General features: G+C 52.6%; 15 protein-coding genes, 1 tRNA gene and 1 other RNA gene. 8 read left to right on the forward strand and 9 right to left on the reverse strand.

The window, feature by feature from the left end:
• Positions 1 to 46: 46 nt before the first annotated feature.
• The 7 genes from INF32_RS04340 to INF32_RS04370 all read right to left on the reverse strand — a co-directional run bounded on the left by INF32_RS04340 (position 47) and on the right by INF32_RS04370 (position 5776).
• Entirely contained in the window at positions 47 to 1456 is a 1410-nt protein-coding gene (locus INF32_RS04340) for an aldo/keto reductase (protein ID WP_226387184.1), read from the reverse strand.
• Between the two features lie 13 nt (positions 1457 to 1469).
• The gene (locus INF32_RS04345) at positions 1470 to 2975 is read right to left on the reverse strand and encodes a 4Fe-4S binding protein (protein ID WP_226387185.1); all 1506 of its coding nucleotides are present in this window, start codon (positions 2973 to 2975) and stop codon (positions 1470 to 1472) included.
• Between the two features lie 186 nt (positions 2976 to 3161).
• Positions 3162 to 3233: transfer RNA gene (locus INF32_RS04350), tRNA-Glu, on the reverse strand.
• Positions 3234 to 3386: 153 nt separating this feature from the next.
• The gene (locus INF32_RS04355) at positions 3387 to 4019 is read right to left on the reverse strand and encodes an outer membrane beta-barrel protein (protein WP_226387186.1); all 633 of its coding nucleotides are present in this window, start codon (positions 4017 to 4019) and stop codon (positions 3387 to 3389) included.
• Between the two features lie 34 nt (positions 4020 to 4053).
• Positions 4054 to 4683 (reverse strand): DUF4136 domain-containing protein, encoded by a 630-nt coding sequence (locus INF32_RS04360; protein WP_226387187.1) that lies wholly within the window; start codon positions 4681 to 4683, stop codon positions 4054 to 4056.
• A 295-nt stretch (positions 4684 to 4978) separates the two neighbouring features.
• The gene (locus INF32_RS04365; protein WP_226387188.1) at positions 4979 to 5545 is read right to left on the reverse strand and encodes a hypothetical protein; all 567 of its coding nucleotides are present in this window, start codon (positions 5543 to 5545) and stop codon (positions 4979 to 4981) included.
• Between the two features lie 21 nt (positions 5546 to 5566).
• Positions 5567 to 5776 carry a hypothetical protein gene (locus INF32_RS04370; protein WP_226387189.1) on the reverse strand — a complete coding sequence of 70 codons (210 nt, stop codon included), beginning with the start codon at positions 5774 to 5776 and terminating at the stop codon, positions 5567 to 5569.
• 414 nt (positions 5777 to 6190) lie between these two features.
• Between INF32_RS04370 and INF32_RS04375 the strand changes: the two genes are divergently transcribed.
• The 6 genes from INF32_RS04375 (at position 6191) to INF32_RS04400 (ending at position 9112) form a co-directional block, all read left to right on the forward strand.
• Positions 6191 to 6511, forward strand: a complete 321-nt coding sequence (locus INF32_RS04375) for a hypothetical protein (protein WP_226387190.1) — start codon at positions 6191 to 6193, stop codon at positions 6509 to 6511.
• Entirely contained in the window at positions 6508 to 6948 is a 441-nt protein-coding gene (locus INF32_RS04380; protein WP_226387191.1) for a hypothetical protein, read from the forward strand. Before INF32_RS04375 ends, INF32_RS04380 begins: the two co-directional genes overlap by 4 nt.
• Positions 6949 to 7014: 66 nt before the next feature.
• Positions 7015 to 7560, forward strand: coding sequence for a hypothetical protein (locus tag INF32_RS04385; protein ID WP_226387192.1), 546 nt, complete (start codon positions 7015 to 7017; stop codon positions 7558 to 7560).
• Positions 7557 to 7772: a hypothetical protein gene (locus tag INF32_RS04390; protein ID WP_226387193.1), complete on the forward strand. Its 216-nt coding sequence runs from the start codon at positions 7557 to 7559 to the stop codon at positions 7770 to 7772. The genes INF32_RS04385 and INF32_RS04390 overlap by 4 nt, the downstream gene beginning before the upstream one ends.
• A 501-nt stretch (positions 7773 to 8273) precedes the next feature.
• Positions 8274 to 8699 carry a hypothetical protein gene (locus tag INF32_RS04395; RefSeq protein WP_226387194.1) on the forward strand — a complete coding sequence of 142 codons (426 nt, stop codon included), beginning with the start codon at positions 8274 to 8276 and terminating at the stop codon, positions 8697 to 8699.
• On the forward strand, positions 8696 to 9112 hold the full coding sequence (locus INF32_RS04400; protein ID WP_226387195.1) for a DUF6705 family protein: 417 nt from the start codon (positions 8696 to 8698) through the stop codon (positions 9110 to 9112). The genes INF32_RS04395 and INF32_RS04400 overlap by 4 nt, the downstream gene beginning before the upstream one ends.
• A 327-nt stretch (positions 9113 to 9439) precedes the next feature.
• On the opposite strand, the gene ssrA is transcribed toward INF32_RS04400, so the two are convergent.
• Both ssrA and INF32_RS04410 read right to left on the reverse strand, forming a co-directional pair.
• Positions 9440 to 9842: a transfer-messenger RNA gene (gene ssrA / locus INF32_RS04405) on the reverse strand.
• 60 nt (positions 9843 to 9902) lie between these two features.
• Positions 9903 to 10316, reverse strand: coding sequence for a putative signal transducing protein (locus tag INF32_RS04410; RefSeq protein ID WP_226387196.1), 414 nt, complete (start codon positions 10314 to 10316; stop codon positions 9903 to 9905).
• A gap of 122 nt (positions 10317 to 10438) precedes the next feature.
• Here INF32_RS04410 and INF32_RS04415 point away from each other — a divergent pair, with 122 nt between their 5' ends.
• Together INF32_RS04415 and gyrB are read left to right on the forward strand one after the other, a co-directional pair.
• Positions 10439 to 11176 carry a cell division ATP-binding protein FtsE gene (locus INF32_RS04415; RefSeq protein WP_226387197.1) on the forward strand — a complete coding sequence of 246 codons (738 nt, stop codon included), beginning with the start codon at positions 10439 to 10441 and terminating at the stop codon, positions 11174 to 11176.
• Between the two features lie 42 nt (positions 11177 to 11218).
• Positions 11219 to 13177: a DNA topoisomerase (ATP-hydrolyzing) subunit B gene (gene gyrB / locus INF32_RS04420; RefSeq protein WP_226387198.1), complete on the forward strand. Its 1959-nt coding sequence runs from the start codon at positions 11219 to 11221 to the stop codon at positions 13175 to 13177.
• The last annotated feature ends 9 nt before the right edge of the window (positions 13178 to 13186 follow it).

Raw genomic sequence — 13186 nt, forward strand, 5'->3', positions numbered from 1 at the left:
ATTTTGCGCCGAAATTATATACAACAAAACAAAAAAAGGCAGGTATTTAAAATACCCGCCCCTGTTTGAGGTCTTCCACGAACCGGTCGATGCGCTGCATCTGCCGGGGAATGTCGATTCCCTGCGGACAGTGCGGATTGCATTGCCCGCAACCGATACAGTGGTCGGCCTGCCGCAGACGGGGCACCGAACGGTCGTACCCCACTAGGAATATCCGGCGGGCCCGCCGGTAGTTGGCATCCTGCGACGAGGAAGGCATATTCCCCTCGTTGATACACTTGTTGAAGTGAAGTAGGATTCCCGGAATGTCCAGCCCGTAGGGACAGGGCATACAGTATTTGCAGTCGTTGCAAGGAATAGTCGGATAACGCAGCAGAGCCTGAGCCGTCTCTTCGAGAAAAGCCTTGTCGTCGTCGGTCAGCTCCTCGAGCGGCGAATAGGTGCGCAGATTGTCCTGCAAATGTTCCATATAGGTCATACCGCTCAGCACCGTCAGCACTCCCGGAAACGAACCGGCGAACCGGAAAGCCCACGAAGCGACGCTCGCCTCGGGCCGGCGCTGACGAAGTTTGGCCGCGATATGGTCGTGCACGTTCGAAAGCCGTCCGCCCAGAAGCGGCTCCATGATGACGGCCGGAATACCCCGTTTCGCCAACTCCCCGTAAAGATATTCGGCATCCGTATTGCGTGCGTTGACCTCCTTGGCATGTTTCCAGTCCACGTAGTTGAGCTGGATCTGCACGAAGTCCCATTTATACCGGTCGTGCTGCGACAGCAGGTAATCGAACACGCGGATATCCCCGTGATAGGAGAAACCGAGGTTGCGGATACGCCCGGCCTCACGTTCCGCCAGCAGAAAATCGAGCATTCCGTTCTCCTCGTAACGGGATCGGAACGCCCCCATTCCGTCGCCTCCCATACCGATTCCGTGAAGCAGATAATAGTCCAGATAGTTCACCTGAAGCTCTTTCATGGAGTTGCGGTACATGGCCATCGACGCTTCCCGGCTCCAGGTGCTCGGAGCGAAATTCGACAGTTTAGTGGCGATGAAATATTTTTCACGCGGATAACGGCTCAGAGCGATACCCGTAGCCCTTTCGGATCGTCCCTTGCAATAGGCCGGCGACGTGTCGAAATAGTTCACCCCGTGTCCGATGGCATAGTCCACCAACCGGTTGATCGTCTCCTGGTCGAGTTCGTCCGCACCGTCCTCTCCGCCGAGCGTCGGCCAGCGCATGCAGCCGTACCCTAAAAGCGACACCCGTTCCCCGGTTTTCGGATTGGTCCGGTAAGTCATCCGGTCGGTCGGGACCTCGCCCTGTACCGGCTGGCCACCCAATACGGGCGTGTTTTTCCCTCCGCAGCCGGCCAGCACCGCCGCCGAGGTGACCGCGGCTCCTGCTCCGATCCGGCGGAGAAATTCACGGCGATCTATCTTTTTGCCTTTCGTTTCCATAGTGATTTCAAATTTAGATCGTTCGGTGTTGTTCGTGCCCCTCCACATAGATGGCACTGAAGGGCCGGGCCGGGCAAAGGTTCTCGCAGGCACCGCAACCGATGCAGCGTTCGACGTTCACGGCCGGTATTTTCGGGGAGTTCTCCGCTTCGGGATCGGATGCGACCATCGTAATGGCTCCCGTGGGACAATGGCGGGCACAATTTCCGCACTCCACACCGTCCGTCAGCGGCACGCAATTCCGACTTATCCAGACGGCATGCCCGATCTGAACGGACGATTTCTCAGCCAGGTCGGTGAGGCGGATCGCATCCGTCGGACACACCTCCGCACATTTCCCGCACTCCGGACGGCAATAACCGCGTTCGTAGGACATTTCGGGCTGCATCAGGGTCTCCAGTCCGGCCGACGGTCTCAATACACCGGTAGGGCACACCGCAACGCAGAGCTGACAGCCCGTACAATGGGTTCGCATGTGGCGGAGCCCCTGGGCACCCGGCGGAACGATCGGGGTGGCACGGTTCGGAATCTGTTTGTCCAGGATAACGGCCAGGCCGCCATCCACTTTTTTCTCCTGAGCCCGGAGAGCTGCAGTACCGGCCAACAATCCCAAACCCGTAAGGAATCCCCTGCGGGCGGCATCCGTCTCCGACGTCTTCTCTCCGACTGCGGCGACTGGCTGCGGTTGCCGCTTCTTGAAACGGAAATCGTAACGGATAGCCCCGTGAGTACAGGTCTCAATGCAGTCCAGGCAGGTCACGCAGCGGCTGTAATCAATCCTATGGGCTTTGCCGTCGATACAGGAAGCCTTGCACGCACGGGAACACAAACCACAGGCATTACACCTCTGCGGGTCAATCTCCGGACGGAACAAGGAATAACGGGAAAGCAGTCCCAACACCGTACCTACCGGACAAATCGTATTGCAATAGGTCCGTCCCCCCCTCCAGGCCAAAAGGACCACCACGATGAACGTGACGGCCGCGATCAGAAAGGTGGGCAGGCTCTTTAGCCATACATCCGTCGTGTAAAAGGCGTAACTACCTGCTCGTTCGGCGAGATAGGCCAGCAGATTGTTGCCCCATCCGTACAGCGGGGCGAACAGGTTCTGCACGATACGCCCGTAAGCGCTGTACGGCGCGAGCAGGGCCACGAACGACCCGACACCCGCCGCCACGGCACACACGAAAAGTGCCAGCACCCCGTAACGCAGCCAGGATTTGGCCGGAGAGTAGGAAAAACGGTATTTCTTCCGTTTCCGGCGTCCGCTGATCCATGAAACGACATCCTGGAAAACACCCAGCGGACAGATCACCGAACAATACACACGGCCGAACAGCAGGGTCAGCACCGCCAGCAGGGCGACGACCCCGACATTGAGCGCCAGCACGGCCGGCAGAAACTGTATTTTCGCCAGCCACCCGAACCATGCATGAAACGTTCCCGTGAAGTCGAGAAACAGCAATGTGACGAACACGAAACAGACGAGAGCAAGGGTTATTCTTATTTTCCGCAACATAGATAGAAATTAGTGTGAACGTCCATATCCTTACATCGTTGCAAATATACCTAAAACTAGGTAAAAATTTGTACACGAATCACAGCTCATCTTACCAATATTACCGTTTTTCAGCGATTTTTTCCGTCCGGAAGGAGAGACCCGGCAAAACGAAGACACCCGATCATCCGATCGGGTGTCTTTCCGTACTCGATAGGGGAATCGAACCCCTATTTGCAGAATGAGAATCTGCCGTCCTAACCGTTAGACGAATCGAGCGATTAATTCGGTCGCAAAGATAGATAAAAAATATAAACCTGAAAAAAAATCGGCAAAAAAATACCCAACAAAATAGCAAGTCGCTGAATTACAAAAAAGTAGGGAGAAGCGAGTCCCCCTACCCTTTTGCAGATTCCAGCCCGGACAGTAACATCAGAACGAAACACCGATCCGGAAACCGAAGTTGTTCAGATCATCGATCGAATAGATCCAGAGGTTGTCATGATTGGATGCATAACTGTAATAGACTGCCACGTGGAACCCGAACCGGTTGGCCGGCGAGGGGAATATATTGACGCCGAGTTCCGGCGACAGATAGAATCCCCAGGTGTTCTCGTACGTCTTCAGAACGTAATAATAGGTGGAAATCCGGGTAAAATTGGGACCTATCTTCAAGCCCGCATAAGGCTGAAAAACGCTGTGCTTAAAGAAATTGTAGCGTCCGGAAACACCGAACGGCAGCTGGAACAGCGAATGTTGCTGGTCGGTGTTGACCGAAGAGTTGCGTCCCAGGTCCAGCGTCTGGCGGTCGATGTACTTGTTATTGGTGTGATAGGAAATGAATCCCCCGACCGTAATCGCAGGTGTGACGAAGGCGCCCCCTTCGAAGTTCATTCCCCAACCGGAGGATTTGTCGGCAAAACTCTTACCCAGCGGTACATTGTACTGCCAGTCGACGTTGAAGTAGCCGTCGGGAATGAGTTGGGCCTTCCCGGGCATAAAGGCGAGCACGAACAGTGCGGAGAGCAATGCCGTCTTAACGATCAGATATCTCATTGTTTTCATAATCATCGGATTTTTAGCTAAAGTAAACAATCGGTTATTTCTTCAGGTAGGGAGATTGCACAAACGCCTGATCGACAGCCTGCAAAGTCCGGTCCAGATTATAGCGGCCCGAGGAGCTGAGCAGTCCGCCGAGGAAAGCGTTCCACACCACAGGCAGCTTGTGACCGGCCCCCTGCTCCGCTTTCAGATCGACGGCTTCAGCCAGCATCGAACCGGAAGTGTAACCGTAATAGACGGCATAGGGATAATACCAGCCATACCAGTTACCCCAGTAACCCGGAGCCCAGTAATAGGGGTAATAATACCACCAGTAGGGAGAGTCGTACCCGACGTAATAGGTCACTTGTTTGACATAGCTAAGCTGGATACCCAGATCGGCCTGGTCTTTTTCCGTGACGCGCGTATAGCCGCGTCCGTCCATGCCGGCAACGAAGGCGTCGATGATCTCCTGAGCATCCTCGCCTTTCCAGTATTCGGCTTTGTTGCCGCTGCCGATCAGCAGGATGCTGTCGGGCAGCACATAGTTGGTAAAGGATGCGAAGTCCGCCTTGGCATCGTAGCTGGTGTAGACGAGGAAATCATTGTCCAGGTCATCCATGTCCGGGTCTTTCTGACACGAGGTGATTGCAAACGCTGCAATGAACAGGTAAATGAATCTTTTCATGTTCTTAACGATTAAAAGGTTTGGTAATTATATCCGCCCGGAGATGTCGCAAAATCCGGGCCGGGAAAGATTCCGGAGACTATCGGATCATTTTGCCAACCAATGTCTTACATATTCCGTTACGGACATTTTCTAACAAATCCGGACAACGAGCCGCCCGCAGGGGCCCGGAAGGACGATTTCCGGAAAAACGTCCCCCCGCAAAATTTGCCTTTTTCCCGTCTTTTCGAAACACCGTAAAGACGGGGCCACGATAATATCTATCGTGGCCCCGTCCGATTTTCCTTACCCGGTATCAGTGCTCCCAATAGAGATCGTTCACCCTGCGCTGCATGTCTTCGGCCGAATCGGCCACATCCTGCCGGATACGCTCCTTCGTACCTTCGGTATGTTCCATCACGCGCTGCGTGTAATTGTTCCTCGTCCCACGGTCGTCCGTTGCCCGGTAATCGCCGTCGCTCTCCATGTGGGAAGCGATGGAAGCAAGGTCCGGACGGCAGGTCGGCTGGTTCTCTATGTCGGACAAGATCGTATCCTCCCCGGTCCGGAAACGCTCCACACGACCCTTTATCGTCTTTTTCGCCTCCCTCACCTCTTCCCGGATCTCCTCTTTCACCCGACGGGCCTGCTTCCGAGCGTCGGAAGCGCAGCCGCACCCCATCTTCCGGGCCTTGTCGGCATAGTCTCGGGTCCGGCGAATATGCTCCCTTGCCCGCGCCTTCACCTCTTTCACCGCCTGCCGGGCCTCCTCTTTCACGTCTTTCTCGGCTCCTCCGACCACCGCCCCGAGCGATTCCTTCTGACGGTCGAACTGCTGTTCGTATCCTTTCGAACCGCAACCTTCTGTTGTCTCCTTTTTCATCTCTTTTCCTCTTTGAAGGGTTCATCCCCGGCTCTCCATGCTGTTCACGTCGGGATTGATCTTCACCACGTCCTCCTCCACCTCTTTGGCATAAGCCTTATGACGGTCGACGGAGACGGTGCCGCTGATCGTATCGTCCGGTGTGAGCTGCGTATTGACGCATACGTCCTGCGGCGTCTGTCCCGGACGCCGGCAAACATTCGGGCCGGCTTTTTCTTTCGATTCTTTCATAAATAATCCTGTTTTGTTTTTCTTTTCGGAAAATATATCGCATACTCCCGGAGTACGCCCTGGTCTGAAATGCAAGGTTCATACCACAACCGGCTCCGGCCCTCCGAAATCCGGGAAGTTCCCTTGTTTTTCCGATGGAAATTCCGTATATTCGATCCGGATGCGAACACACTGTCCGCCTGCAGCCACGGAAACCGAATACGAACCACATACGACAAAACTCGACCGGTATGAACAGAATTGTCCGTACTCTCATCGCAGGAATCGGTCTGGCACTCGCCGTTCCGTCCTCCGCCTCAGTCTATCGTCTGAAAGAAACCGTCCCGCACGCCGGCCACCCGGCCCCCCCTTCAACTGACGGCTCGCGATTCGGTGATCGTCCTGGATTCCGACACGCCCGGATCATTGAAAGTCATGGGCCTGAGATTCGACATGACCCGCAAGTACTCGAGCCGGAAAACCGGGGAGAAGAGTTGGACGGAATACTATTCCGTTTCGGAATACGACTATCGGGTGGGGCTGGAAAAGGACACGGAACGCGGTGTCACAGCCATCCTGCTCCGAGACAGGAACAAGAATCTGTTCCGATACATTCCGGAAGATGAGCCCATTCCTGTTTCATACGTTCCTCCGATTCTGGTACGTAAGGCGGTATTCGAATATTTCGATAAAGGAATACGCCGATCGGCGGATGGGAAGAACCTCCCGAGGCGGATCGGGTCAAGAAACTGGTGACGTATCTGGAATACCAGTCTTTCGCAGCAGATTCGACGATGCTGTATGTCCGGATCACGGACCGGTCCGGCAATACGCGCCAGGGGAGAGGCGGATGGTCCTACACGTTTCCGCTGAAAGTACAGAAAGCGACCGCGTCCGAAATACCCTACATCGGCCATTGGGAAAAGAAACTGCACAAATACGACCGGCTCGAAATATATGATCCGCAGGGACGACAGCTGCTCTGCACACCGATTCCGATAAAAGGAACCACAATACCTGTTCCCATCTTTTCCCGATGCACCTGCCCCGTATGCCAGAGTCGCCCCAGGAAAAGACGCGACGATCCGCACAGATACTCATACTACATGACGCTATATATCAAAGGCACGATCGGTTCGCACATACCCGGACGGGGAGTCCTTGAAGGGTGGAGAGAACAGGAGGTCGAGTAAATTTGCATCGGTCGGTGAAAAGCGGTTCCCCGTTCGTTTCATGGGAAAGTCATGAACTTTGGAGGTATGAAAACAGTCATTTTTTCCACCCTGCTTTTGTTCTGCGGACTGTCTTTTGTCCATGGTCAGACAAATTATTATCAAGGTCACACCACTGTTTCCGGAGATTCGGTTACTTACAGAGTAAAAGTTACATCGACAGGGGCATACCGTATCGAAAACATGCAATATACAAAAATCAACACCCCCCTACGTCTGTTGGACGGGACCCTTGCCGACGGTTCCAAAGGTTACGGCGCCACTCAAAACCAGCCATATGAACAAACATTGTACAGGGCCGTCAAAGAAGTATTGCCTGACTCCGTGTTACAGGCATTAAAGAATGCAGAAGAACAGATGTACATAGGACTGATCGTGGAACACGACGGGAGGGTTTCCGAGGTTGGTTTTATCATCGATGACGATTCTTTGCTTACCGCGATCCCTCCCGACCAATACTACTCCATCGAGCAGAAGATCAAACGATATACGACTTTCACCCTGTGGTCCAACAGTAAAGATGTACAGTTTGTGAAAATGACAGGCATTTTGAGTTTTAAACGATTGAAATGAGAAAAGCGATCTTTCTTTTTTGTGTGGCGGGTTTGACAGTTCAATCCGTGTCTGCTTCAGTCTATCGTCTGAAAGAATCCGTCCCGCACGCCGGACACCCCGCAGCTGACGGCTTACGATCCGGTGATCGTCCCGGAGGACAAGAAGTACCCCATTTTAAAGATTTCGGACAAAATACGCTTTCCTCCTATTTGAAACAGAATTACGAATAATTATGCGGATGATATGAAAATTTACAGACGCAATCCGTGGTCCTTACAACGGACGTGGACAATGATTTTACCTATGCTTGCAGCACTAATCTTTTCATTGTCCAATGTTTCTTTGGTATTGTATTCCGTAGCAAGTATTGTGACATATTCTGCTCTATGTGCCTTGATGTTATCTGTAATTTTATATTTCTCGGCATTTTACACCTATGTAATCGTGGATGACACTACGATTACTCTGCGGGGAGAAATATACAGATTCATTCATCGAAGTTACCGATATGATCAGATCGGATTGATTCGATTCGTCGGGCCTAAAAATATATACGGTTATCCCTCTATGAAAATATATACCGAAGGGAAAAAACACACCTATTACATCGAATTGGTGTCACCGGACCAGATCAAACCACTCATCTTTGATTTACAGAATCATGGGGTGGAAATAGAAACGGTCAACATGGGGGCATATCTGAAGGAGGGCAAGCGATGAAAACATATAAAATGAAATTTTACAAGGCGCCGTACGGCATCCTGTATCTGTCGTTGAGTGCCATACTGCTGGTCACGCTGACCGCCTTTTTCATCCTTTTGCTCAATCCTCTCTCCGCAATAGGTTCGTGCATAGGGGGAATCATGGTCGGGACAGGTTCGCTCTGTGCCGGATTTGCCCAGGCCTACCATCTGACTGTCGACGAGGAACAAATATGTGTAAAGAACGGTATTTTCAAGTATTCACATAAATTTCCTGTTCAAAACATATCTCGGATAAGATTCAGCAAATTGTTCCTCGGAGGGATTCGTATCTCCATCACGCAAAATCTGGACGGTATCAACGCTACCGATGAATATCCACTCTACTTGGTCGATAAACACGACGTGAAAAAGATGATGGAAGATATCAGTGCTAAAGGAATTCCCGTGTTATGAAAAACAAATTGATTTTTGTTTTTATTGCATTATGTTTCGTTGGTCAGACTTTCGGCCAAAAAACTGCAAGCGTAAGGGATTTCTCAGACTACCCGAATGCAGATTACTTGTACGACGCAGAATTACCGAAATTTGTCGGGACATGGGTCTGGCAATCGGGGTCGGACAGATTCGAAATAGAGATTATAAAAGGAATAATGCCTTTAGGTAAACAATCAATAGAAGTAGCATTAGGTGGGGTGAAATATATCAAAAATGGAACGGTCATCAACGACCAGATACAAACATCATATACAGCTTTTAACTCCTCCATTTATGGAAATGTGGAAGAGCATGTAAATATTCTTCCTATGAGAATTAGTGACAGGACACACAAAACTCATTATCAAGGGGATCATGACATTGGATTCTAAAGACCCGCGAAAAGCGGTTATTGAATTCAGCAAATATACGATAGAATGGGCCCCCAAGTCGAGTAATATTATCTACTACCCTTCGGGAATTACTTTGATTAAGAAATAGCTACCGGGATATACGAATAAAAGACTCTGAACTCAATAGTCTAAGTCTTTTCTGGAAAAATGCAACAACCTTTAAATACGACATATATTGTCAAAAAACAACACGTTGCGGACATTTGATATTGATTTTGAATTATGCGATAAAAACAGGGACCAATCCGAAAATTAGTCCCTGCTTAGTCCCTTTGATCTACTAATATACCTGTAAACCAACATTGATTGTGGAGGCGGAGGGAGTCGAACCCTCGTCCAAACAAGGAACCCAAAAGCTTTCTACACGCTTATCCTTTCGTTCGTCCTTCTGCCTGCGCCTGGTGAAAGGCAACCCAACGCGGGCCCCAGTCTGTCGATTTCGCCCCGGCGCACAGACATCCGCCGGGACTATCTTCTCATTTCCGATACCCTGTATGCCGATCTTTCAAGAAGCGGGAGAAACCGGCAGGGTACTCGTCCCCAAGCCTCCTTGGACCCGGGGATTAAGCTAATTTACTCGGTAAATTAGGCAGCGAGTGCATAGCTGTTATCGCCATTTGTAGTTCGAGCGTTGAGATTTACGAGCCACCACACAAAGCTCGGCGTGCTTACAATCAGACTCTGCCTGCTGTCAAAACCGGTCGCCCCCGGTCTTCCGAACAGATTCCGTTCGCAATTACTCTGCAAAGATAACGATTTTTCCCGAATATCATTGTCTCCCGCCGGGTTTAAATTCGTAACGGCACCTGCGGCAATAATAACGGTTCTGCAAATTTCCGACCGCACCACCCGTAAATGCGGCGAAAAGCGATAGGAAAACGGCGACTCTTTTCCAGCCGTTCCAGCCACCCCAGAACCCATAAACCACCTCTTCCGACCCGCACCGGGGACAGACCGGTGCGACATCGTTCGTTTCAGCCCCTTCCGCAAGCAGGGCGAGGGCCCGTTCCGCATCGGCATCGTCCACGACCACCTGGACTCTCAAATCGGACATGGCCGTGGCATAGGGAAGCATCGTATTGATATTCTCGTTGATGACACAGGCCGGAATTCCCTCGTTTTCGAGCCTCGCCCGGATCACCTGCGCCTCGAAAGGGTCGTTGCAATAGCGGATCGTTTTCATAGTGCTATCGTTTATCCTCAAATATAAGGAATTTAAAGGAGATTGCAACGGAAAGCGGCATCCTGATTTCATTTTCCGCGAAAAAATACCTAATTTTGAAGGTTTGAAATAGCACACGAAGCATGGAGAGCAGCAACGTCATCGAACTGAAAAACGCATCTATCTACCACAGCAGGGAACCGTTCCGCCGGATGAAACCTTCGAGCAAGAACCGGGGCGAACTGGTGCTTTCCGAGATCGATTTCGAAGTCGGCAGCGGAGAAATGGTCTACCTGATCGGACGCGTGGGCAGCGGGAAGAGCAGTCTGCTCAAAACCCTCTACGCGGAACTTCCTCTGTGCGAAGGCGAAGGGCGCATCGTTGGCTTCGACCTGCGCAAACTGCGGAGGAAGGACATCCCCTACCTGCGGCGCAGGATAGGAATCGTTTTCCAGGATTACCAGTTGCTGACTGACCGGAACGTGTTCAACAACCTCTATTACGTGATGAAGGCCACCGGATGGAGCAACGAAACGGATATCCGGCGCAAGATCGAAGAGGTACTGGGGCTGGTCGGACTGACAAACAAGGAGTACAAGATGCCCTTCCAGCTCTCGGGCGGGGAGCAGCAGCGGCTGGCTATCGCACGGGCCCTGATCAACGACCCGAAAGTGATCCTGGCCGACGAACCGACGGGTAACCTCGATCCCTCGGCGGCGGACGACATCATGAACCTGTTCAGAAAGATCGTGGAGGGGGGCTGCTCGATCGTCATGTCCACCCACAACATCACCAACATCCAACAATATCCTTCCCGTACGGTCCGCTTTTACCAGGGAAAAATGGAGGAGATCGACATCCACTCCCTGCTTGGGATTTAGGAATAAATTCGCTATATTTGCAGACTACATTTCAAAGAAAATATGAGCACAGAACAAGAAATCGAAAAGAAACAGCAAGCCGAAGAGTATTCCGCCTCGAGCATTCAGGTGCTCGAAGGATTGGAAGCCGTCCGCAAACGTCCCGCGATGTACATCGGAGACATCGGCATCAAGGGCCTGCACCATCTGGTGTACGAAGTGGTGGACAACTCGATCGACGAGGCGCTGGCCGGCTACTGTTCCAACATAGAGGTCTATATCAACGAGGACAATTCGATCACCGTGGAGGACGACGGCCGCGGCATTCCGACCGACTATCATGAGAAAGAGGGCAAATCGGCGCTGGAAGTGGTACTTACGGTGCTGCATGCCGGAGGAAAGTTCGACAAGGGCAGCTACAAGGTGTCGGGCGGACTGCACGGAGTGGGCGTTTCCTGCGTGAATGCGCTCTCCGACCTGCTGATCGCCGAAGTGCACCGCAACGGGAAAAAGTACCGCCAGAAGTTCAGCAAGGGCGCGCCTATTTCCGAAATGGAGGTCATCGGCGAAACCGACAGCCACGGTACGATCGTCACCTTCAAACCCGACGGTACGATCTTCACCACGACGGAGTACAGTTTCGACATTCTCTCGTCGCGTCTGCGTGAGTTGGCCTACCTGAACAAGGGCGTGCGGCTGAATCTGACCGATTACCGGGAAAAGAACGAAAAGGGCGAACCGCTGCGCGAGGAGTACTATTCGCAGGACGGCCTGCTGGAATTCGTCAAATTTCTCGACGCCAACCGCGAACCGCTGATCGAAAATGTCATCTACATCGACACGGAAAAAGACGGTGTACCCGTGGAAGTGGCCATGCAGTACAACACGAGTTTTTCGGAGAATGTACATTCCTACGTCAACAACATCAACACGATCGAAGGCGGCACACACCTGACGGGTTTCCGCCGGGCCCTGACCCGCACGCTGAAAAAATATGCCGAAGATTCGGGCATGCTTTCCAAACTCAAGTTCGAGATCAACGGCGACGACTTCCGCGAGGGACTGACAGCCATCATTTCGGTCAAAGTGGCCGAACCCCAGTTTGAAGGCCAGACAAAAACCAAACTGGGCAACGGCGAGATCGCCGGCGCCGTGGACCAAGCCATCGCACAGGCCCTGTCCAACTATCTCGAAGAGCACCCCAAAGATGCCAAGGCCATCGTGGACAAGGTGATCCTCGCCGCCACGGCCCGCCATGCGGCCCGCAAGGCACGGGAACTGGTGCAACGCAAAACGGTGCTGTCGGGCTCGGGCCTTCCGGGCAAACTCGCCGACTGTTCGTCCCGCGACCGGGAGATCACCGAGATATTCTTCGTCGAGGGAGACTCCGCAGGCGGAACGGCCAAACAGGGCCGGGACCGGGTGTTCCAGGCGATCATGCCTCTGCGCGGTAAGATTCTGAACGTGGAAAAGGCGCTGGAGCACAAGATATTCGAAAACGAAGAGATCAAAAACATGTTCACCGCGCTGGGCGTGACGATCGGCACCGAGGAGGACAGCAAGGCACTGAACCTCGACAAACTGCGCTACAACAAGATCATCATCATGACCGATGCCGACGTGGACGGAAGCCACATCGCCACGCTGATGCTGACTTTCTTCTTCCGCTATATGAACGATCTGCTCAAGAACGGACACGTCTACATCGCCACCCCCCCGCTCTACCTGATCAAAAAGGGCAAGAACGAACGGTACTGCTGGACCGAAGAGGAGCGTGAGGCGACCGTCGCCGAATTCGGCGGCAAGGGGTTGCACATCCAGCGCTACAAAGGTCTGGGAGAGATGAACTCGCAGCAATTGTGGGACACGACCATGAACCCGCAGACGCGGATTCTGCGCCAGGTAACGATCGAGAGTGCCGCCGAAGCCGACCGTATCTTCTCCATGCTGATGGGTGACGACGTGCCGCCCCGCAGGGAGTTTATCGAGCGGCACGCCAAGTATGCCAAGATCGACGCATAGCCGATAAGA

It is taken from the genome of Gallalistipes aquisgranensis (assembly GCF_014982715.1).
Classification (GTDB): domain Bacteria; phylum Bacteroidota; class Bacteroidia; order Bacteroidales; family Rikenellaceae; genus Gallalistipes; species Gallalistipes aquisgranensis.

Coding starts and splice junctions, on each gene's coding strand:
- INF32_RS04345 (WP_226387185.1), bottom strand. CDS start 2,975: ATGTTGCGGAAAATAAGAATAACCCTTGCTCTCGTCTGTTTCGTGTTC.
- INF32_RS04415 (WP_226387197.1), top strand. CDS start 10,439: ATGGAGAGCAGCAACGTCATCGAACTGAAAAACGCATCTATCTACCAC.
- INF32_RS04410 (WP_226387196.1), bottom strand. CDS start 10,316: ATGAAAACGATCCGCTATTGCAACGACCCTTTCGAGGCGCAGGTGATC.
- INF32_RS04365 (WP_226387188.1), bottom strand. CDS start 5,545: ATGAAAAAGGAGACAACAGAAGGTTGCGGTTCGAAAGGATACGAACAG.
- INF32_RS04360 (WP_226387187.1), bottom strand. CDS start 4,683: ATGAAAAGATTCATTTACCTGTTCATTGCAGCGTTTGCAATCACCTCG.
- gyrB (WP_226387198.1), top strand. CDS start 11,219: ATGAGCACAGAACAAGAAATCGAAAAGAAACAGCAAGCCGAAGAGTAT.
- INF32_RS04385 (WP_226387192.1), top strand. CDS start 7,015: ATGAAAACAGTCATTTTTTCCACCCTGCTTTTGTTCTGCGGACTGTCT.
- INF32_RS04370 (WP_226387189.1), bottom strand. CDS start 5,776: ATGAAAGAATCGAAAGAAAAAGCCGGCCCGAATGTTTGCCGGCGTCCG.
- INF32_RS04340 (WP_226387184.1), bottom strand. CDS start 1,456: ATGGAAACGAAAGGCAAAAAGATAGATCGCCGTGAATTTCTCCGCCGG.
- INF32_RS04375 (WP_226387190.1), top strand. CDS start 6,191: ATGGGCCTGAGATTCGACATGACCCGCAAGTACTCGAGCCGGAAAACC.
- INF32_RS04395 (WP_226387194.1), top strand. CDS start 8,274: ATGAAATTTTACAAGGCGCCGTACGGCATCCTGTATCTGTCGTTGAGT.
- INF32_RS04400 (WP_226387195.1), top strand. CDS start 8,696: ATGAAAAACAAATTGATTTTTGTTTTTATTGCATTATGTTTCGTTGGT.
- INF32_RS04355 (WP_226387186.1), bottom strand. CDS start 4,019: ATGAAAACAATGAGATATCTGATCGTTAAGACGGCATTGCTCTCCGCA.
- INF32_RS04390 (WP_226387193.1), top strand. CDS start 7,557: ATGAGAAAAGCGATCTTTCTTTTTTGTGTGGCGGGTTTGACAGTTCAA.